The sequence below is a fragment of the Amycolatopsis sp. NBC_01307 genome, from assembly GCF_035975215.1.
Taxonomy (GTDB): domain Bacteria; phylum Actinomycetota; class Actinomycetes; order Mycobacteriales; family Pseudonocardiaceae; genus Amycolatopsis.
Window position 1 is genome coordinate 9,429,335 of the sequence record NZ_CP108403.1, and the last position, 20,495, is coordinate 9,449,829.

General features: G+C 71.4%; 19 protein-coding genes. 14 read left to right on the forward strand and 5 right to left on the reverse strand.

Going from position 1 to position 20,495, the window contains the following annotated elements:
- Positions 1–29: 29 nt before the first annotated feature.
- The 5 genes from eccCa to OG439_RS42375 all read left to right on the forward strand — a co-directional run bounded on the left by eccCa (position 30) and on the right by OG439_RS42375 (position 7,593).
- Positions 30–4,046 carry a type VII secretion protein EccCa gene (gene eccCa, locus OG439_RS42355; protein ID WP_326946030.1) on the forward strand — a complete coding sequence of 1,339 codons (4,017 nt, stop codon included), beginning with the start codon at positions 30–32 and terminating at the stop codon, positions 4,044–4,046.
- A gap of 217 nt (positions 4,047–4,263) precedes the next feature.
- The gene (locus OG439_RS42360; protein WP_326946031.1) at positions 4,264–6,294 is read left to right on the forward strand and encodes a type VII secretion-associated protein; all 2,031 of its coding nucleotides are present in this window, start codon (positions 4,264–4,266) and stop codon (positions 6,292–6,294) included.
- 14 nt (positions 6,295–6,308) lie between these two features.
- Complete coding sequence (locus tag OG439_RS42365; RefSeq protein ID WP_247060568.1) at positions 6,309–6,674, forward strand: hypothetical protein; 366 nt, start codon at positions 6,309–6,311, stop codon at positions 6,672–6,674.
- Positions 6,675–6,925: 251 nt separating this feature from the next.
- On the forward strand, positions 6,926–7,243 hold the full coding sequence (locus OG439_RS42370; protein WP_326946032.1) for a WXG100 family type VII secretion target: 318 nt from the start codon (positions 6,926–6,928) through the stop codon (positions 7,241–7,243).
- Between the two features lie 59 nt (positions 7,244–7,302).
- Positions 7,303–7,593, forward strand: a complete 291-nt coding sequence (locus tag OG439_RS42375) for a WXG100 family type VII secretion target (RefSeq protein ID WP_247060571.1) — start codon at positions 7,303–7,305, stop codon at positions 7,591–7,593.
- A gap of 106 nt (positions 7,594–7,699) precedes the next feature.
- Here OG439_RS42375 and OG439_RS42380 read toward each other — a convergent pair whose 3' ends face one another.
- Positions 7,700–8,149 carry a MarR family winged helix-turn-helix transcriptional regulator gene (locus OG439_RS42380; RefSeq protein ID WP_326946033.1) on the reverse strand — a complete coding sequence of 150 codons (450 nt, stop codon included), beginning with the start codon at positions 8,147–8,149 and terminating at the stop codon, positions 7,700–7,702.
- 62 nt (positions 8,150–8,211) lie between these two features.
- Here OG439_RS42380 and OG439_RS42385 point away from each other — a divergent pair, with 62 nt between their 5' ends.
- Positions 8,212–8,580 carry a VOC family protein gene (locus OG439_RS42385; RefSeq protein WP_326946034.1) on the forward strand — a complete coding sequence of 123 codons (369 nt, stop codon included), beginning with the start codon at positions 8,212–8,214 and terminating at the stop codon, positions 8,578–8,580.
- A gap of 28 nt (positions 8,581–8,608) precedes the next feature.
- On the opposite strand, the gene OG439_RS42390 is transcribed toward OG439_RS42385, so the two are convergent.
- On the reverse strand, positions 8,609–9,313 hold the full coding sequence (locus OG439_RS42390) for a DUF4333 domain-containing protein (RefSeq protein ID WP_326946035.1): 705 nt from the start codon (positions 9,311–9,313) through the stop codon (positions 8,609–8,611).
- 41 nt (positions 9,314–9,354) lie between these two features.
- A complete protein-coding gene (locus OG439_RS42395) occupies positions 9,355–10,248 on the reverse strand; it encodes a hypothetical protein (RefSeq protein WP_247060575.1) in 894 nt (297 codons plus the stop codon).
- Between the two features lie 263 nt (positions 10,249–10,511).
- Between OG439_RS42395 and rplM the strand changes: the two genes are divergently transcribed.
- The 3 genes from rplM (at position 10,512) to glmM (ending at position 13,126) form a co-directional block, all read left to right on the forward strand.
- Positions 10,512–10,964: a 50S ribosomal protein L13 gene (rplM, locus tag OG439_RS42400; RefSeq protein ID WP_247060576.1), complete on the forward strand. Its 453-nt coding sequence runs from the start codon at positions 10,512–10,514 to the stop codon at positions 10,962–10,964.
- A 173-nt stretch (positions 10,965–11,137) separates the two neighbouring features.
- On the forward strand, positions 11,138–11,593 hold the full coding sequence (gene rpsI, locus OG439_RS42405) for a 30S ribosomal protein S9 (protein WP_326951748.1): 456 nt from the start codon (positions 11,138–11,140) through the stop codon (positions 11,591–11,593).
- 198 nt (positions 11,594–11,791) lie between these two features.
- A complete protein-coding gene (gene glmM / locus OG439_RS42410; protein ID WP_326946036.1) occupies positions 11,792–13,126 on the forward strand; it encodes a phosphoglucosamine mutase in 1,335 nt (444 codons plus the stop codon).
- Positions 13,127–13,169: 43 nt separating this feature from the next.
- On the opposite strand, the gene OG439_RS42415 is transcribed toward glmM, so the two are convergent.
- A complete protein-coding gene (locus OG439_RS42415; protein WP_326946037.1) occupies positions 13,170–14,051 on the reverse strand; it encodes a cytochrome P450 in 882 nt (293 codons plus the stop codon).
- 30 nt (positions 14,052–14,081) lie between these two features.
- Here OG439_RS42415 and OG439_RS42420 point away from each other — a divergent pair, with 30 nt between their 5' ends.
- From OG439_RS42420 to OG439_RS42440, 5 genes are all read left to right on the forward strand, one after another.
- Positions 14,082–15,632 carry a fatty acyl-AMP ligase gene (locus OG439_RS42420; RefSeq protein ID WP_326946038.1) on the forward strand — a complete coding sequence of 517 codons (1,551 nt, stop codon included), beginning with the start codon at positions 14,082–14,084 and terminating at the stop codon, positions 15,630–15,632.
- Positions 15,625–15,885, forward strand: a complete 261-nt coding sequence (locus OG439_RS42425; protein WP_247060584.1) for an acyl carrier protein — start codon at positions 15,625–15,627, stop codon at positions 15,883–15,885. Before OG439_RS42420 ends, OG439_RS42425 begins: the two co-directional genes overlap by 8 nt.
- A gap of 149 nt (positions 15,886–16,034) precedes the next feature.
- Positions 16,035–16,346 carry a hypothetical protein gene (locus OG439_RS42430; RefSeq protein ID WP_247060586.1) on the forward strand — a complete coding sequence of 104 codons (312 nt, stop codon included), beginning with the start codon at positions 16,035–16,037 and terminating at the stop codon, positions 16,344–16,346.
- Positions 16,346–18,964 carry a WXG100 family type VII secretion target gene (locus OG439_RS42435; protein WP_326946039.1) on the forward strand — a complete coding sequence of 873 codons (2,619 nt, stop codon included), beginning with the start codon at positions 16,346–16,348 and terminating at the stop codon, positions 18,962–18,964. Before OG439_RS42430 ends, OG439_RS42435 begins: the two co-directional genes overlap by 1 nt.
- Before the next feature lie 45 nt (positions 18,965–19,009).
- Positions 19,010–19,483, forward strand: coding sequence for a hypothetical protein (locus tag OG439_RS42440; RefSeq protein WP_326946040.1), 474 nt, complete (start codon positions 19,010–19,012; stop codon positions 19,481–19,483).
- Positions 19,484–19,535: 52 nt separating this feature from the next.
- On the opposite strand, the gene OG439_RS42445 is transcribed toward OG439_RS42440, so the two are convergent.
- Complete coding sequence (locus OG439_RS42445; protein ID WP_326946041.1) at positions 19,536–20,360, reverse strand: dienelactone hydrolase family protein; 825 nt, start codon at positions 20,358–20,360, stop codon at positions 19,536–19,538.
- Between the last annotated feature and the right edge of the window lie 135 nt (positions 20,361–20,495).

Here is a 20,495-nt window from a genome sequence, read left to right on the forward strand (position 1 = left end):
ATCGTCGAGTTTGAATGAGGGGTCCTTCGATGAGCACGCTGCAGTTCAAGAAGTCGCCGCGGCTGGCGGCACCGCGCCCGCCGGGTGGTGAGGTGCACCTCGAGCCGCCGCCCGAGGTGCCCCGCGTCATCCCCGGCAACATCGTCATGAAGGCGCTGCCGATCGTGATGATCGTGGCGTCGCTCGGGATGATGGTCTTCATGTTCCAGGCCAGCAACCGGAACCCGATGATGATGGCCATGGGCGGCATGATGGTCGTCGGCACGCTCGGGATGATGGCCGGCGGTGGCGGCAAGGGCGGTGGCGCCAAGCGCGCCGAGATGGACGAGGACCGCAAGGACTACCTCCGTTACCTGGGCCAGATGCGCGATCGCGCCCGCGAGGCGATGGTCGACCAGCGGGCCGCGCTCGAGTGGGTGCACCCGGACCCCCAGTCCCTGTGGCCGCTGGCGGGCAGCCGCCGGATGTGGGAGCGCCGCCAGAACGACCAGGACTTCCTGCACCTGCGCGTCGGGCGCAGCTCGCACCGCCTCGCGACGCGGCTGGTCCCGCCGCAGACCGGGCCGGTCGACGAGCTGGAGCCGATCGCCACCCTCGCGCTGCGCCGGTTCGTGCGCGCGCACTCGATCGTGCCGGACCTGCCCACCCAGATCACGCTGCGCGGGTTCGCCGCGGTGAGCATGCAGGGCGACCGGGCGCTGACCCGCGGCCTGACCCGCGCGATGCTCGCGCAGATGGTCACCTTCCACAGCCCCGACGACGTGCTGATCGCGGTCGCCACCGCGGGGCGCGCGAAGGAGGAGTGGGAGTGGGCGAAGTGGCTGCCGCACGCCCAGCACCCCACGATGTCCGACGGCATCGGCCAGCTCCGCATGATGGCCGGCTCGCTGGCCCAGATCGAAAACTGGCTCGACGAAGAACTGCGTGACCGCCAGCGGTTCTCCCGCAACGCCACCCCGGCGCCGGACCAGCCGCACGTCGTGATCATCGTCGACGACGCCGAGGTGACCCGCGAAGAGCAGATCATCCTCGAAGAGGGCCTGGTCGGCGTCACGCTGATCGACCTGTCCGACTCCATCGGCAACCTCGCCGCCCGCCGCGGGCTGCGGCTGGTCGTCGAGGCCGACAGGCTCGGCGCGCGCAGTGCCGGCGGCGTCGAGTGGTTCGGCCGCCCGGACACCCTGAGCGTCGTCGAGACGGAGTCGCTCGCGCGGCTCATCTCGCCCTACCGCGTCGGTGGCGCGGCCGGGCAGGACGTCAGCGACGAAGAGCCGCTGCTGTCCAACCCGTCGCTGCTGGAGCTGCTCGGCATCCCGGGCGACCCGATGACCTTCGACGTCCAGCAGGCGTGGCGGCCCCGCCCGATCCGCGACCGCTACCGCGTCCCGTTCGGCGTCGGCGAGTACGGCCAGCCGGTCGAGCTGGACATCAAGGAAGCCGCCGCCGAAGGGATGGGCCCGCACGGCCTGTGCATCGGCGCGACCGGTTCCGGCAAGTCGGAGTTCCTCCGCACGCTGGTGCTGGGCATGCTGGCCACGCACTCGTCGAGCACGCTCAACTTCGTCCTCGTCGACTTCAAGGGTGGCGCGACCTTCCTGGGTCTCGACAAGGCGCCGCACGTCTCCGCGGTCATCACCAACCTCGCGGACGAGGTCACGCTGGTCGACCGCATGAAGGACGCGCTGGCCGGCGAGATGAACCGCCGGCAGGAAGCGCTGAAGAACGGCGGTAACTTCAAGAACGTCTGGGAGTACGAGAAAGCCCGTGAGAACGGCGCCGACCTCGACCCGCTGCCCGCGCTGTTCATCGTCTGCGACGAGTTCTCCGAACTGCTCGCGGCGAAGCCGGACTTCATCGACCTGTTCGTCGCGATCGGCCGGCTGGGCCGGTCGCTGCAGATGCACATGCTGCTCGCGTCGCAGCGCCTGGAAGAGGGCAAGCTGCGCGGGCTCGACTCGCACCTGTCCTACCGGATCGGCCTGAAGACGTTCTCCGCGGCGGAGTCCCGCGCCGCGATCGGCGTCCCGGACGCGTTCGAGCTGCCCTCGGTCCCCGGTGGCGGGTACCTGAAGTTCGACACCTCGACGCTGGTGCGGTTCAAGGCGTCCTACGTGTCGGGCCCGTACCGGCCGGCCGGCATCCAGGCCGCGGGCCCGGCGGCGACGGTGGTGCGCGCGGACAAGCGCCCGCAGCTGTTCGTCCCGGACTTCGTCGAGCTGCCGAAGGAACCGGAACCGGAGCTGTTCGACGCGGCGCCGAAGGTCGAAGAGCGGCAGCAGCCCGAAGAGGCGGTCGAGCCGAGCGAGCTGGACGTCATCGTCTCGCGGCTGATCGGGCAGGGCCCGCCGGCGCACGAGGTGTGGCTGCCGCCGTTGAAGGACCCGAACTCGCTCGACACGCTGCTGCCGAACCTGAACCCGACCGACGACCGCGGCCTGTCCCCGGTCGGTTTCTTCGGCAACGGCCGGCTGCAGGTGCCGCTGGGCATCGTCGACCGGCCCTACGAGCAGCGCCGTGACCCGCTGTGGGCGGACTTCGCCGGCGCGGCCGGCCACGGTGTGATCGTCGGCGGCCCGCAGTCGGGCAAGTCGACGATGCTGCGGACGCTGATCATGTCGATGGCGCTGACGCACACGCCGGAAGAGGCGCAGTTCTACTGCCTCGACCTCGGTGGTGGCACCCTGGCCGGGCTGGCCGACCTGCCGCACGTCGGCGGGGTGGCCGTGGCCCGGCGCGAGCCGGACAAGGCCCGCCGGATCGTGGCCGAGCTGACCACCCTGCTCGTCGAGCGGGAAGGCCGGTTCGGGGCGATGGGCATCGACTCGATGACCGAGTTCCGCAACCGGAAGCGCCGCGGCGAGATCCGGCCGGACCAGGACCCGTTCGGCGACGCGTTCCTGATCGTCGACGGCTGGCGGGCCCTGCGCGACGACTTCGAAGAGCTCGAAACAACGATCACCCGGCTCGCCACCCAGGGCCTGTCCTACGGCGTGCACGTCATCATCTCCGCCAACCGGTGGGCGGACATCCGCCCGGCGATCAAGGACATGATCGGCACCCGGTTCGAGCTGCGCCTCGGTGACCCGACAGAGTCGGACATCGACCGCCGGATCGCGGTCAACATCCCGGCCGGGCGGCCGGGCCGCGGCCTGACGCGCGAGAAGCTGCACCTGCTCGGCGGCCTGCCGCGGATCGACGGCTCGAGTGACGCGGAGACGATCGCGTCCGGCGTGGCCGACGCGGTGGCGAAGATCAAGGCGGCGTGGCGGGGCCGGGTGGCGCCGCAGGTCCGCCTGCTGCCGGAGATGATCACCTACGACGAGGTGCTGAAGCTCGACACGGCCCGCGAGTCGAAGCTGATCCCGATCGGCGTCAACGAAGAGGACCTGCAGCCGATCTACCTGGACTTCAACGCCGAGCCGCACTTCTACGCGTTCGCCGACGGCGAGTCGGGGAAGACGAACCTGCTGCGGCAGATCGCCCGGGGCATCTCCGAGCGGTTCACGTCGAAGGAAGCGCTGATCCTGCTGGTCGACTACCGGCGCTCGATGCTCGGGTTCGTCCAGGGCGATTCGCTGCTCGGCTACGCGGTGTCGGCGGCGCAGCTGGAGAGCATGGTCAACGACGTCTTCAACTCGATGACGCGGCGCCTGCCCGGCCCGGACGTCACGCAGGAGCAGCTGAAGACGCGGTCGTGGTGGAAGGGCCCGGAGCTGTTCATCCTGGTCGACGACTACGACCTGGTGGCCACCTCGTCCAACAACCCGTTGCGGAAGATCTCGGACTTCCTGCCGCAGGCCAAGGACGTCGGCCTGCACCTGGTGGTCGTGCGGCGCACCGGTGGTGCGAGCAAGGCGATGTACGACCCGATCATCGGCAAGCTGAAGGAGATCGCGGCGCCGGGCATGGTGATGAACGGTTCGCGCGACGAAGGTGCGCTGATCGGCAACATCAAGCCGAGTGCGATGCCGCCGGGCCGGGGCCTGATGCTGACCCGCAAGCACGGCAAGCAGCTGATCCAGGTGTCGTGGATCCAACCGGACTGAACTGCGCCGTTCGTCCCCGATCCGGCCACAGCCACGGCCGAAGGGTTTCGTGGAACGGTCGCGTCCTCCGGGGGCGGCGGCCTGCTTTTGGCCGGATCGGGAACGGTGCAGCGGGGCGCACCTTCGACGACGGGGTAGGTTTCCTCCCCGAGGGTGCGCGCCGCCGGCGTGATCGCGGTGGCGCGGGGGATCGCGGCGAGTATTGCGGGAGCATCGGGTGACAGTGCGGGTAGCGGTGGACTTCGGGACATCGAGTACCTGTGTCGTCGCCTCGGTCAACGGGCGCGATCCGCAGGTCGTGGTGATCGACGGCCAGCCGCTGATGTCCTCGGCCGTGTACGCGGCGGCCGACGGCACGCTGTTCGTCGGCCAGGAGGCCGAGCGGCAGGCGGCGGTCGACCCGTCGCGCTACGAACCGAACCCCAAGCGGCGGATCGACGAGGGCGAGCTGCTGCTCGGCGACAGCGTCCTGCGGGTCACCGACGTCGTGCACGCCGTGCTCGGCCGCGCGGTCGCCGAGGCGCGCCGGCTGGCCGGTGAGGCCGAGGTCGACCTGCTCGTGCTGACCCACCCGGCGGACTGGGGTGCCATCCGCACCCGGCTGCTGCGGCAGGCGGCCGGCGGGCTGGCGCGCGAGGTCGCGCTGGTGCCGGAGCCGGTCGCGGCGGCGGTCTACCACGCCGCGACGTTCGCACCGCAGGACGTCACCAACGACCGCACCGTCGAGTTCAGCGGCCGCCCGGGCGACGCGCTCGCGGTGCTGGACCTCGGCGGCGGCACGGTCGACGTCAGCGTCGTGCGCCGGCTCCCGCCGGACACCGCCCGGGACCGGGCCGGCCGCCCGCAGCGCGGCGGCTTCCAGGTCCTCGCCACCCGCGGTGATCCCGCCTTCGGTGGCGCGGACATCGACCAGGCGCTGCTGGAGCACGTCGGCGAGCTCGTGGCGGGTGGGGAGCAGGACGCCTGGCGCCAGCTCGTCGAAGGCCGGGAGCTCGTCGACCGCCGACGCCGCCGTGTGCTGCGCCAGGACGTGCGCGGGGCGAAGGAAACCCTGTCGCGGCACGCCTACACCGACGTCCCGATGCCGCCGCCGTTCGCCGACGCGCACGTCACCCGCGAGGACCTCGAACGGCTGATCGCGGCGCCGCTGGGGCGCGCGGTGGAGCTGACCGTCGCGTCGATCGGCGACGCCGGCCTGCGGCCGAAGCAGCTCACCGCGATCTTCCTGGTCGGCGGGTCGAGCCGGATCCCGATGATCTCCCGGCTGGTGCACGAACGCACCGGCGTCGTCCCGACGAGCCTCGACCAGCCGGAGACGGTGGTCGCGCGCGGCGCGCTGCGCGCGGTGCTGGTCGACCCGGACCGCACCGGCGCGCTGCCCGGTGAGGCGATGGCCCGGATGGGCGCGGTCCCGGGAGGCGCGCTGAACCCGGCGGCGCAGCGCACGGAGGTCGTCCGCCCCGGCGACGTCGCCCCGCGCCCGGCGCCACCCCGGTCCGCACCGGCTCAGTTCACCCCGCCGAACGCGAACCGTCCCGGGCCGCCTCCGTCACCGCCCCACGGCCAGCCCGCGGCCCGTCCGTGGACGCCGGCGGCCGGTCAGCCCGCCCAGAGCGGCCCCGGCGGGCCTGGTGGCCCTGGTGGCCGGCCCGGTGGCGCGTCCGCGGCTCCGCCCGCGCCCGAGCCGCCCGCGAAGGACCGCAAGAAGCTGTGGGGGGTCGTGGCCGTCGCGGTGGTCGTCGTGGCCGCGCTCGTCGTCGGCGGGGTGCTCTTCTTCACGCGCGACAGCACCCAGGCCGAGACCGGCCGGACGCTCTCGCAGTACGACTTCAAGTTCGTCGCGCCCACCGACTGGGTCCAGACCGACGATCGGGTCGCCGACCGCCAGGTCGTCATCCACCCGCAGGAGTCGGCGGACGGCAACGACCTGCTCGTCGCGCAGGAGTACGTCATGGACTACGACGCGACGGCGGACCCGCAGAAGCTCTCGGACGAGCTCAAGAAGAGCGCCGACAACGACCCGGACCAGTACAGTGCGTACAACCCGAGCGCCTCGTACGCGGGTCGCACGGTGATCTTCTACCACCAGGTCAAGCCGGACCGCCCCGACATCCAGGTCGACTGGTACGTCGTGGCGAAGGGCCGGATCCGGGTCCACGTCGGCTGCCAGTACGTGCAGCCCGAGCTGCGCGACCGGGTCGCCGCCGCCTGCACGCAGGCCGTGCGGACGGTGGAAATCCTCAACTGAGAGGAGGGCACGCGGTGCCGTCCGAAGAATTCGAGAGCGCCGCGGCGTCCTTCAAGCGGATCGGCCAGGACGCCGTGACGCACGCCCGGCGCGTCTCCGGGAACGCGAAGGCGCGCAATCAGCGCCACCACAGCGAAAACGTCGAATTGCTGAAGCGAACGGGTCGCGGCGCCAAGTCCGGCGATCCGACGCCCGGCACCCTGCGGGCGGCCGCCGAACGGTTCCGCCGGGCCCGCGGACTGGCGGTTCCGGAGACTCCCGAGACCCCCGTGGTTCCCGATTCGGTTCCTTCGCGTTCGCAATCTCCCGCTCGGGCCCCTCGAACGAGTGACGATGACGAAGACTTTTCCCAAATGCGAATCATGAATCGTGGCCAGTGAGTTCACCGCGTGTTCGCTGTGCGTGTGCTAACCCCGCTGGTGGAGAACGTATTTTCGGGTGACGAGTCGCCGGATCGGGGTGATTCGCCGCAACGGGCGGCGATCGGTTCCCAGAGGGAGCGTTCACGCAAGCAACTACTTGCCGGTGAAGCACGACAAGAGGGAACCGGGCATGGCAGGGTCTGCGTCGTAGGGCCGTACAAACGAACGACCTGGCACGGCCAACCACTCTTATGAAGGGGGTTTCCAGCATGTCTGGATTCACAGGGACAGTTGCTCAGTTCACCGACGCCGAGGGCAAGGTCACCGAGGTCCGCGCGGGCATGGACAGCAACCTGTCCACGCTGCGCGACCGCATCGAGGCCACCCGCGCCGGCTGGCAGGGCGACGCGCAGAAGGCGTTCGACCACGTCATGCAGCGCTTCGACGAGGACGCCCGCAAGATGAACCAGGCGCTGCAGAAGATCGCGGAGCTCCTCCGCGAGGCCGGTTCGAAGTACGAGAAGTCCGAGCAGCAGCAGCAGGAGATCCTGGGCGCCGTCAACCGCGGCTTCGACGCGCTCGGCTGAGCTTCACCCTCGTCTTTCTTTCATTCACCCAAAATTCTTGATTTCTGAAGGAGTACGTCATGTCCGATGCCGGCATTGTCGTCAATTACGCCACCATCCGCGCTGCCGCGGACGACTGCACGCAGACCGGCGGCGAGCTGCAGCAGGCGTTCGACCGCCTCAAGGACGACCTGAAGCCGCTGATCACCACCTGGACCGGTTCCGCCAAGGAGCAGTACGACCAGGCCCAGCGCGCGTGGGACCAGAGCTTCGAGGACCTGAAGCAGGTTCTGGCGCAGATCGCCGCCGCCCTGCCGCAGATCGCCGACGGCTACCAGTCGACGGACAGCGCCGTCGAAGGCCTGTTCTGAGCCGCTAGCCCCGGGAACCACGGCGGGCCCGCACTTCGGTGCGGGGCCCGCCGTTTTCCGTTTCCGGACAAGGAAAACCGGCTCATCGCGGAAGATGGAGAAGCGGCTAGCCGCCGTCGCGCAGGGACCGGATCATGCTCCGCAGGATCCGGAACGCGCCTGACTGCTCGGTTTCGGTCATCCCGGCCAGCATCCGGACCTCGACGGACCGCACCGCCACGGTCGCCTTCTCGAGGCTCCGCCGGCCGCGAGGCGTGAGCCGCGTGGGCAGCACCTTCCCGACGGGGGCCGCCTCGGGCCTGGTCACGTGGCCCTCTCGTTCCAGGTTCTGGAGCAGCACGTTCATCGACTGCCGGGTCACGAACGCGCCCCGCGCGAGCTCGGAGTTCGACAAGCCCGGTCGCTGGGCCAGCAGTTCGAGGCAGGAGTAGTGCGTCACGCTCATCCCGAGCGGCCGCAGCACCTCGTCCATGGCCGCGCGCAGGGCGCTCGACGCCTCTTTCAGCAGGTAGCCCAGTGACGTCTCCAGGTCGACGCCGACTCCGTCTTGACTCATGTCAGTATTCTGACATAGATTGAGCCGTGTCAGAAGACTGACACGGAAAGAAGGAGCACCACATGCCCGTCACCGGCCCCGACTTCATCTCGCTCCAGGCGCGCGACCTCGCTGCCTCACAGGCGTTCTACGAGCAGTACCTCGGCCTCGTCCGCTCGCCGGCCGGACCGCCGCACGCCGTCGTCTTCGAGACGAAGCCGATCGCGTTCGCACTCCGCGACGTCGTTCCCGGCACCGACCTCGCATCCGTTGCCCAGCCCGGCATCGGTGCCGCGATCTGGCTGCACGCCACCGACGTCCAGGCCATCCACGACGCTCTCGTCGCCGGCGGCCACACCATCGTCGCCGCGCCGATCGACGGCCCCTTCGGCCGGACGTTCACCTTCGCCGACCCCGACGGCTACCAGGTCACCCTCCACGACCGCGCCTGACCGGCCGGACGGGTGGCGAGCCGGGAACTCAGTGCGGCGCGCCGACCTCGTACTCGGGCCGGTCGTTGAGCACCCGCACGGTGACCTTCTTGGCTTGGCCGCCGATCTGCACCGTGCAGTCGAAGGTCGTGCCGTTCTGGGCCGCCTCGTTCGACGGGCACTGCGCGTTCTTCACGTCCGGCTCGCCGTAGTTCTCGTTCAGGACCTTGACCACACCGTCCTGAAGGGACTCCTGGTCCAGGACGTCCCCGCGGAACGCGCCGAGCAGCCACGCGCCACCGCCGCCGAGCACGAGCACCAGGACCACGATCCCGGCGATCAGCAAGGGTTTCTTCGACTTCGGCCGCTTCTCGGGCGCCGCGGCGAACGCGCCGAGGCCGCCGTACTGCGACGGCTGGAACCCGCCGCCGTACTGCGGGCCCGGCTGCTGTGGCGGCCGGCCGCCGCCCGGGGTGCTCTGCTGGGGTGCCGGCGGCTGCGGCTGCCACGGGGCGTTCGGCTGTCCCTGCCACGGCCCGGAGAACGACCCGCTCGGGCCGGGCTGCTGCGGGGCCCACTGGCCGGTGTAGGACCCGGTGGCCGCGCCCGGGGCGTCGTTCTGCTGCCACTGCCCGGAATGCGGGCCGGTCGCCTGCTGCTCCGGCTGCCACGCCGGGGACTGCGGGTGGCCCGGCGCCGGCGGGTTGGCCGGCGGCTGCCACCACTGCGGCTGCTGGTCGGGCGGCTGGGTCATCGGGGATCACCTCGGGTCGGGCGGGGGGAGACGGCCACGGATCAGTTGCCCTGCGCGTCGCCGAGCCGGCGGTAGAAGTCGTCCATCGCCGCGCGGTCGGGCAGCACGGTGATCTGCGACGCGTCGGGCAGCTTCGGCATGTCCTGCAGGCTCGCCGGGCCGGTGAACTTGAACTCGTACTTGAGCTCGACCTGGTGGCTGTCGCCGCCGAACTTGGCGTCCATCGCGAACGAGACCAGGCTGCCGTCCGGGTTCAGCGTGATCGTGGTCGGCACCATGGCCTTGTTCAGCTCCGGCCCGATCAGGCTGGTGACGCTGGCCGGCAGGATCTCGACCCGGTTCTTGACGAAGACCTCGAAGGGCACGTTGACCGTCAGCGCGGTCTTGCCGTCGCCGAGGCTCTTCGCCCCGCGGACCGCCCGCTTGTCGGCCCGGTAGGCGTCCACCGTCGAGTCGGCCATCCGGCACGGGGTCAGCACCCCGCCCCAGACGCAGGGCTGGATCAGGCCGGCTTCGGGCTTCGGCATCGACACCCACGCCGTCGGCGAGACGCCCTTCTGGACGTACATCGGGCCGAGGTAGGTGTACTCGACCGGGCCGTCGGCCGGGGTGTACGTGTCGATGATCTCGTCGGGGTTCTTCAGCGAGCGGTGCCGCACGACCCGGTTCTCCGGGCTGCCGGTGCGGGCCGACGTGACGGTGCTGTGGACCCACTTGTCGTCGAACTTGAAGTAGGCGTCGAGCGAGTTGGTGACGTCGCGGGTGTCGGTGATGCTGTCCTCGAGCTTGCCGATCACCTGCTCGAACTTGCCGCCGACGTAGTCCGCCGCGTCGTCGCCCTTCGGCAGCGGCGTGCCCGCCTTGGCCTGGCCGCAGGCGCTGACGAGCGCCAGGAACGCCCCCAGGACGAAGATCGCCGTCGGTCGTTTCCTCATCGCCGTCCCCTGCTCGCCTGTGCCCGTGCTCCGGGCGCCCGGATCGTCTCATCCTCGCGTGTCGGGGCCGCGCGTGCGGGCACTTCGGCCGGAAAACCGGGTAGAGTCCGCAGTGGCCGGGCCTGTCCCGGCGCTTCCACCCACCCCCGATGCGTGGCTGCGGCGAGCGTGGGGGTATCTTCATATGTCGTTGTGCGTTGCGGCGCATCAGCGCGCTAGGCCCGCACAGAACCCACACGCAATGTTGACGACGAGGTAGACCCTTGCCCACGTACAGCCCCAAGCCCGGCGACGTCACTCGTGCCTGGCACGTGATCGACGCCGAGGATGTCGTGCTCGGCCGGCTCGCGACCGAGGTCGCCACGCTGCTGCGCGGCAAGCACAAGCCGACCTACGCCCCGCACGTGGACACCGGTGACTTCGTCATCATCGTCAACGCCGAGAAGGTCGCGCTCACCGGAAACAAGCGCACGCAGAAGTTCGCCTACCGGCACAGCGGTTACCCCGGCGGTCTGCGCAAGCGGTCCTTCGGCGAGCTGCTCGACACCAAGCCCGAACACCTTCTCGAGAAGGTCGTCAAGGGCATGCTGCCGAAGAACAAGCTCGGCCGTGCCCAGGCCAAGAAGCTGAAGGTCTACGCCGGCCCGCAGCACCCGCACACCGCGCAGCAGCCGCAGGTGCGCGAGATCACCAAGATCGCGCAGGTCGCGCAGTGAGTGAGGAACAGTCTGTGACCAGCACCGAGCCCGAGACCGCCGAGGTCACCACCGAGGCGACCGAGACCGGCGCCGTCGAGACCCCGGAAGCCACCGAGGCTCCCGAAACCACGGAAGCTCCCGAGGCTGCCGTCGCCACCAGCGAGACGCCGGTCGCGACGAGCGAGACCCCGGTGGCCACCAGCGAGACCCCGGCGGCGACCAGCGAGTCCGCCACCGCCCCGCGCCCGTCGCGGGCCGCGGGCGGCAACGCCCAGACCGTCGGCCGCCGCAAGGAGGCCGTCGTTCGCGTGCGTGTCGTCCCGGGCACCGGTGAGTTCAAGCTCAACGGCCGCACCCTCGAGGAGTACTTCCCGAACAAGGTGCACCAGCAGCTCATCAAGGACCCGCTGGTCCTGGTCGAGAAGCCGGACGCGTTCGACATCTTCGCCAACCTGCACGGTGGCGGCGTCTCGGGTCAGGCCGGCGCGCTGCGCCTGGCCATCGCCCGTGCGCTCATCGAGGTCGACGCGGACGACCGCCCGGCCCTCAAGAAGGCCGGCTTCCTGACCCGTGACGCGCGCGCCACGGAGCGGAAGAAGTACGGCCTCAAGAAGGCCCGTAAGGCCCCGCAGTACAGCAAGCGCTGATCGCGCCTCTGGCGCAACCCACCGGAGCGCTCATCCGTCTATCGGATGGGCGCTCCGGCGTTTTTACCGACCCGCCCAGGCGGATGTCGCATTTCCCGTGCTCGGAGCGACATTCGGGGGTGGGGTAGTGCGCCCGGGAACGCTCGCTAGGTTGTCGTGGTGGTTGCGCTGCCGCAGCCGCTCTGAGGAGGTCGATCGATGGCACGCCTGTTCGGTACCGACGGGGTACGTGGTCTGGCCAACGCCGAGCTGACGCCCGAACTCGCGCTGGCGCTCGCCGCCAGCGCCGCCCGCGTCCTCGCCGCGCACGACCGCTCGCACCGGCCCATCGCGGTCGTCGGCCGGGACCCGCGCGCCAGTGGCGAGATGCTCGAAGCCGCGGTCGTGGCCGGGCTCACCTCCGCCGGCGCGGACGTGCGCCGGGTCGGCGTCCTGCCGACGCCGGCCGTCGCTTACCTGGTCGGCTCGCTCGAGGCCGACCTGGGCGTGATGATCTCCGCGTCGCACAACCCCATGCCGGACAACGGCATCAAGCTCTTCGCCTCGGGCGGGCACAAGCTCCCCGACGGCATCGAGGACGAGATCGAAGCCGGCCTGGCCTCGAACGCCGTCCGGCCGACCGGCGCCGGTGTGGGGCGCGTCACGGACGTCGAAGACGCCCTCGACCGCTACGCCGAGCACCTCCTCGCGGTCACGCCGCACTCGCTCGACGGCCTCAAGGTCGTCGTCGACTGCGCGAACGGCGCATCGTCTGCCGCCGCGCCCGAGATCTACCGCCGTGCCGGCGCCGAGGTCGTCGCGCTGTACGCCGAGCCCGACGGCGTCAACATCAACGAGCACTGCGGCTCCAACCACCCGGATCGGCTGCGCGAGGCCGTCGTCAAGCACGGCGCCGACCTCGGCATCGCCCACGACGGTGACGCCGACCGCTGCGTGGCCGTCGACTCCGCCGGCGAGCTGATCGACGGCGACCAGATCATGGCCGTGCTGGCGCTCGCGCTGGCCGAGTCCGGCGAGCTGGCCAAGGACACGCTGGTCGCGACGGTGATGAGCAACCTCGGCCTGCACCTGGCGATGCGGGCCCACGGCATCACCGTGGTCACCACCGCGGTCGGCGACCGCTACGTCCTCGAGGAGCTGCGGTCCAGCGGCTTCGCCCTCGGCGGCGAGCAGTCCGGCCACGTCGTCCTCCCGGCGCACGCCACCACGGGTGACGGCCTGCTGACGGCGTTGCGCCTGATGAGCCGCATGGCCGAGACGGGCAAGTCCCTCGCCGACCTGGCGGCCGTGATGAACCGCCTGCCGCAGGTGCTGATCAACGTCCGGGTCGCCGACAAGGCGGCGGTCGCGGGGTCGAGCGAGGTCCGCGACGCCGTCGGCGAGGTCGAGGCCGAGCTGGGCGAGGAAGGCCGGGTGCTGCTGCGCCCGTCCGGCACCGAGCAGCTGGTCCGCGTGATGGTCGAGGCCCCGGCCCAGGCCACCGCCCAGGCCGCCGCCGACCGCCTCGCCGGAGTGGTCTCCGCCGTTTCGTAGTCTGCCGCGGCTCTCGTGAGTGTTTAGGGCGGTTCTAACCGCCCTAAACACTCACGAGGACCCGCGCCGAGGCCAGGCCGCGGAACACCGGGTGGGTCTTCCACCGCACGTCCTCGACCCGGCACCCGCCGCTGAGGACGTCGGCCAGCGCGCGTAGCGCGATCTCGGCTTCGGCCAGCGCGACGCCGGAGCCCGGGCACGCGTGACGGCCGAGGCCGAACGGCAAGCCGTCGGTCAGGGAGATCGCCACCGGGCCGTCGGGGCCGAAGCGCAGGACGTACCGGGCCGGGCAGATCTCCGCCGCCAGGTCACGCGCGCTCGTCCGCGCGACGCCCGAAGCCAGCGAGAGTCCGGCGCTCGCCAGGAAGTTCAGCGAGTTCTCGTACGCCGCGTGCGCCAGGACGACCGGGTTGATCGCCAGCTCGTCGTCGTCGAGCCGGCCTTCGGCGTGCGCCGCGCGCAGGGCCGCCAGGCCGCTGCCTGGCTCGGCCGGAGCTCGGCTGAGCTGCACCGACAGCCGGAACGCCGACGCCTGGCCCTGCCGGTCGGTGCCGCCGAAGACGTCGAGGTTCGCCGTCGTCGCTTCCAGGTGGTCCAGGAAGACGTCGTCGAGCGGCACGCCCAGCACCGCCGACGTCACCAGGCCCGCGACCGGCCGCGCGAAGTCGCGCACGAGGTCGAACGACGTCCCCAGCGCGCCGACGACCGTCTCGACATCGTCGCGTAGCGCGTCCGGGAACGGCTCCAGCGTGGCGATGATCTCCCGCAGCACACCGCGCACCCGTGCGTGGCCGTCGCCGTCGCGCAGCAGCACGCTGGGTGACCCGAGGCCGGGATCCGACGTCAGCTCCGGCGACCGCAGGGCGCGCGCCGCCGCGTCGCGGCCCTCGACCACGGCGATCCCGTGCCGTTCGAACTCGTCCATCGGATCCACACCGTAGGGCAGGATGAGGCGGTGCCGCCCGCAGCCGTCCCGGACGAGGTCCTGACCACGCCCCTCACGGACCTCCTGCTCCGCAACGCGGCCGCCGACCGCCCCGCGTTCACCTGCCGGGTGTTCCCAGGGCCTGTCGATCACACCCTGACGTGGCCGCAGGTGCTCGCGCGCGTCCGCGGGGTCGCCCGCGAGCTGCGTCGCGTCACCCGGCCGGGTGACCGGGTGGCGATCGTCGCCCGCCAGGACCTCGGGTACGTCGTCGGTTTCCTCGGGACGCTGTACGCCGGGCGCGTCGCGGTGCCGCTGTCCGTCCCGGCCGGCCGCACCAACCGCGCCCGGCTCGAGTCGGCCCTCGCCGACGCCACGCCGTCGGTCATCCTGACGTCGACGGACCTCCTGGCGAGCCTGGCGTCCCGGCCGGAGGTGCTGCTGGCGATTGACGACGTCGAGCCGGACGACGTCGAGCCGCCCGCCGCGGTCGCCATGACCGACCCCGCTTACCTGCAGTACACGTCGGGCTCGACGAGCCGTCCGGCCGGCGCCGTGATCTCCCACCGCGCGCTGGTGGCCAGCTGCTGGCAGACCACCCGGTGCTACCACGCCGACGCGTCGACCCACCTCGCCGGCTGGGTGCCGTTCTTCCACGACATGGGCCTGGTCCTGCTCATCGGCACGCCCGTGTTCCTCGGCGCGCACTCGGTGTTCTTCACGCCGATGGAGTTCGTGCGCGACCCGCTCCGCTGGATCCGGCTGCTGGCCGGGCACCCGGGCGCGATCACGGCGGCCCCGAACTTCGCCTTCGACCTGGCCGCGGAAGCCGCCGGGGAGCTCGAAGACGTCGACCTGTCGCACGTGAACTCGGTGCTCAACGGCAGCGAGCCGGTCCGCGCGGCCACCGTCGAGGCGTTCGATCGCGCCTTCGCGCCGTTCGGGCTGCCCCGGGCCGCGCAGAAGCCGTGTTACGGGCTGGCGGAGGCGACGGTGTTCGTCGCCAGCGCGGGCGACGAAGGGCCGACGATCACGGACTTCGACGGCGAGCGGCTGGTGTCGGTGGGCCGGCCCTACGGCCAGCGCGTCCAGGTTGTCGACAAGGAGATCTGGGTGGCCGGGCCCAACGTCGCCGACGGTTACTGGGGCCGGCCGGACCGCGGTGACGCCTTCGCCGAGCCCGGCTGGCTCCGCACCGGCGACCTCGGCTTCGTCCACGACGGCCTGCTGTACGTGACCGGGCGGCTGAAGGACCTGATCATCGTCGACGGGCGCAACCACCACCCGCAGGACATCGAGGCGACGATCGAGGCCGCGCACCCCGCCGTCCGGGCCGGCCGGGTCGCGGCGTTCGCGGTGCGGGACGGCCGCGGTGAGGGCGTGGCGGCCGTGGTCGGCGCCGCGGACCACGACGACGCCGTGGCCACCGCCGTCCGCCGGGCCGTGTCGGCGGGCCACGACCTGCCCCTGCGCGGCCTGTGGCTGGTCCGGCCCGGCGCGGTGCCGCGCACCTCCAGCGGCAAGGTCTCCCGCGCCGCGGCCCGGGACCGCTGGTGGGGTGAGAATGGGCGCCATGACTGACGCGGCCGCCTACGCCGACGAGATCCGGAAGATCGTCGCGCTCGCGCTGGAGCTCCCGCCGGACCGGCTCGCCGACTCGACGCCGTTCGACGACATCGGCCTGACGTCCCGGCAGCGGATCCAGCTGCTCGCGCGGGTCGAGGTCCGCTTCGGCGTCTCCGTCGACCTGGACGAGCTCGACCGGCTGGTCGACGTCCGGGGCGTCGCCGAGGTCATTTCCGAAGCCGTCGAAGCACAGCGCGCCACCGGGTGACTCCCGGGTGCACTTTTCCGAAGTCGCGGCTGGCCAGACGGCCGAACGCTAGACTCTGTGTGCATCTGCGACGGCACCGATCGGCGTCCGGGCGCGTCACAGTCTTCGAACAGGTGCCAGGGACTGTGGGATCGAAGGGGGCAGCCACCATGCCAGACGGTTATACGGCGAGTTCGGAAGCGATGACGCGGGCGCAGATCCGCCTCAACGACGTCGCGGACGACCCGGCGGGCGAAGCGAAGAAAGTCGCGCCGACGGCGATCGTGGCTGCGGACTTCGGCCGCGTCCACCAGGAAGGTTTCGGCAAGTACAAGGCCGGGATCGACGAGATCGGCGCGGGTATGACCGGGCTGTCGAACGCGCTGATGAACCTCGGCAGTGGCATCGGTACCGCGGGCGGGAAGTACACCACGCAGGAATCGGACGCGGGTGCGCAGGCCAACGCGGCGGGGAGCAAGTAATGGCCGAATGGGCTGACATCAAGAAGGTCCTCGACGACCCGAACGTCTCCATGGAAAAGAAATCCGCCCTCATGGAGGCGTACGACAAGGACACCTGGAACTTCAACGACGAAGAAGAAAAGTACGCCAAGGAATACATCGACGGGTATTCCGACCGGAACTGGGCCACCACGCCGCTCTATCCCACCGGTTCCGACGGCGAGGTCGACGACCGGCTGAAGGAAGCCCAGCAGGAATCGCAGGCCAAGGGCAAGGAACAGCAGGCCCAGACCGACCGCAAGAACCAGGCGAAGAAGAACCTCGACGGAATCGCGAAGCCGACGCTCAACGCGGGCGCGAAGAGTTCCGACGAGCAGCTCGACCAGGGCAACGTCACGGTCGACTTCCTGGTGCTGTGGACCACCGACATCTGGAACAAGATCAAGGGCGGCACCGGCCAGCTCGACCCGCAGAAGGACCTCAAGGACAAGTTCCACGAGAACCGCGGCATCCAGTACCAGAAGTTCCTCACCGACGCCGACGACCTGGGCAAGGCGCACAAGGTCGTCGAGGACACGCTCTCCAAGAGCGACACCGAGCTCCAGACCCTCTTCGGGGAGTGGAAGGGCAAGGGCGCCAACGCGGCCGAGATCAAGTACGACGAGGCGATCAAGCCGCACGCCAAGGAGCTCTCCCAGCAGATCGACGGCGCCGCGAAGCTGCTCCCGGAGACCGTCGGGCACGTCTTCGACGCCGTCAAGAAGAAGGTCGACGAGGTCCTCGCGCTGCACCGCACGACGATCGCCCAGGCCGACATCTCCATGGCCCGTGACGTCCTCAAGATCGCGAACGGCGAGACCGGCGAGTTCGACGACTTCATGAAGGTCGCCGGCTGGGTCGACGGCGTCAACGCGCAGAACGGCAACCAGACGAACCTCGCCGAGCGGCTGCAGAACGACGACTGCGGCTTCAACGACGAGAACAAGGAGTACGGCCGCCAGGTCTGCCGCTACTGGCGCGACGGCGCGTTCACCACCGAGTACCAGGGCCTGATCAACGCGTTCAACGGCTCCTGCAAGTCCGCCAAGGACACGATCGACCAGCAGTGGGGCGCGCTCGACCAGTACCTGTCCGGCTACACCAACCAGCTGACCGAGGCCAAGGGCGCCGGCCCGGACACGGGCAAGGGTGACGGCGGCAAGGACACCAGCACCGGCGGCGGGGGCAAGGACTCCAACACCGGTGGCGGCGGCCCCGGCACCGGCGGCGGGCCCGGCACGGGTGGTGGCGGCACCGGCAGCGGGGGCGGCGGTACCACGACGCCGTCCGCGAGCGAGCCGCCGAAGCCGGAGGACGCCGCGCCGAAACCCGAGGACGCCGGCACCAACCCGGTCACCGGCAAGCCCCTCGAGGTCGACCCGTCGACCGGCGAGCCGTACCCGATCGACCCGAAGACCGGCGAGGCCATCAAGGACGCCGACGACACGGAGACCGTGTCGGTCAAGAAGGGCGACAACACGATCGAGATGTCCGAGCCCGACAAGCAGGGCAAGATGGACATCACGGTGGACGACGGCCAGGGCCACAAGAAGGACTACCCCCTCGACTGGGGTGACGACGACAAGGCCGGGGCCAAGGGCGCCGACGGCAAGGACGGCGCGAAAGACGCCGCCTTCGGGCCGCAGGGCAGCCACGCCGTCAAGGACGGGCAGCCCTCGGCCGACGGCAGCTACAAGCCGGGCGCCGACGGCAAGATCCACATCCAGGACGGCAACCTGAAGATCACCGCCGAGCGGCCGGAAGGCCCCGGCGGGCCGACGGTCGTCACCGTCGACGACGGCAAGGGTGAGCCGACCACCTACACGCTGGACTCGAAGGACGGCCCGAAGGCCGGCGACCTCAAGGCCGACGGCACCGGCGCGGCGTCCGACACGAGTACGTCCGGCGCGACCCCCGGCGGCACCGGGGGGTCCGACGGCGCGGCCGGCGGGCCGGACAGCGGCAGTGGCGTCGCCGCCGAGATCCGGCACGACGCGGACGCCGAGCCGCCGCTGACGAAGGACCCGTCGCCGGACAACCCGGACCCGGGCATGACGCAGGGCGCGTCGGCCGGCGGCGGTGGTGGCGGGTTCAGCGCGCCGGGGGGCATGGACTTCTCCGGTGACCTCGGCACCGACGCGACGGCCGAACCGGCGCTGGCCACGGCCGACGCCGGGGCCGGCGGTGGCGGCGACTCGACGACCACGGCCGGGGCGAGCGACTTCGGCTCCGCCGTCACCGGTGGCCACACCACGGCCGACTTCGCCGGCGCGGTGTCGCTGGAGCCGGGCGCCCAGACGGGCAGCGACGCGTCGCTGCCCGCGGCCGACGGCGGCGGGCTCGGTGCGACCCCGGTCGACCCCGGCATGCACCAGGCGGCCGCGAGCGGCTCGGCCAGCGGCATGAGCGGGATGGGGAGCATGGGCGGGATGATGGGCGGCATGGGTGGCTCGCCCGGGGGTGGCGGCGGTGGCGACCAGCAGCGCGGCCCCAGCCAGTACCGCATCGAAGGCGGCGTCTTCGAGACGAGCGGGGCGAAGGGCCGGATCAGCGGCTCGCTGGACGACGAGGGTGAGCGCTCGATCCGGTACGACCGGTGACGGGCTTTTCTGGGAGGGCTTTCGAGTGAGAGCTGAGGAGGGGCGATGAGCAGCGCCGAAGAGCGGTACCGCGCGGCGATCTCCACGATGGACGCCGCGGCGCGCGAGCAGGACGAGCAGCGGGGGCTGCGGGAACGGCGCGTCGCGGAGGCCGAGACGCAGGCGCGCGAGGGCCTGAAGAACGAGCTGGGTGCCGCGCAGAAGTACGCCGAGCACATGGACGAGCTCAACAAGCGCAAGCAGAGCGCGGGCGGCTGGGCGACGGAGAAGACCCTGGCCGACAAGGGCCGCGAGTCGCTGATGCAGTTCGGCGGCGAGGACGAGGACTCGACGCCGACGAACAGCTTCCCCGCGGCTCCGGCCCCGACCGCGGCCGCGCCGCGGCCCGAGCCGGTGACGGCGCCCGTGCCTACGCCGGAGCCACCGCCTCCGGCCCCCGAGCCGCAGCGCCCGCGGGGACGGCACGCGCGTCCGGTCGAGGACGAGGACGACTTCTCCAGCACGAGCTGGCTGGTCTGAGGTCCTGACAGCGGAAAGGCCCGGCGAACCTCGCCGGGCCTTTCTCGTGTGGTCAGTGCGCGGGTTCGTCCTCGCGCTCGATGGTCGCGCGCTTGACGTCCGCCTCCAGCAGGGGCCGGTACTTGTCGGTGCCGGTCAGGTGGGTCAGGAAGAACGCCGTGAACAGCGCGCGGGTGAGCTGCTGCGTGCCGCGGTGCGGCTTGCCGTGCATGATCAGCTGCGACCAGTGCCGGCCCTCGGCGACGCCGAGGTGGGACGCCTTGCCGAGGGTGCGCAGCTGGACGTCGTCGCCGCCCCAGTTGTCCGAGATCGCCTCGGCGTGGCCGACGGCCGGGGCGACCAGGTCTTCTTCGGCGGCCAGGTGCAGGCCCGGGACGGTGATGCCGCGCGCGGCCTCGCTCGCCGGCGGGAGCGTCTGGGCGGCCGCGATCGTCGCGACGGCGCGGATCCGCGGGTTCTCGGCCTGCGCGTCCTGCGCCGCGGCCAGCACGGCCGAGCCGCCGCCGGCCGAGTGCCCGGCGAGGCCGAGCTTCGCCGGGTCGACGCTGATGCCGTCCGGGCCGAGGCGGACCGTCGTGACGACGTCGAGGGTGGTCAGCAGGTCGGCGGCGAGCAGCCGGTGCGACGGCAGCGGCCCCCGCTGGGTGGCCGGCGCCGCGGCGACGATGCCCCAGCTGGCGAGGTGGTGCAGGAGCTGCCGGTACCGGTCGGGCGGCTGCAGCCACCCGTGCCCGAAGGCGACGGCGGGCAGGCCGAGACCGGCGCGGGGCGTGTACACCACGCCCGGCAGGCCGACCAGGGCGAGGTTGCCCCGGAGGACCTCGTGCGGACCCGGGTGCTTGAGCTCCGCGAGCAGCTGCTTGGGCTTGCTGGCCATGGCCGGAACCCTACTGCCCGCACCCGGCCCCGGCTCGCTCGCCGCACCGGGGCCGCCGAAAGCGCGGAGCGGAACCGGACGCTCACGCTGCGTACGTCACCCTTTTCGCATTGGTCCGGACCATGTGGGACGCCG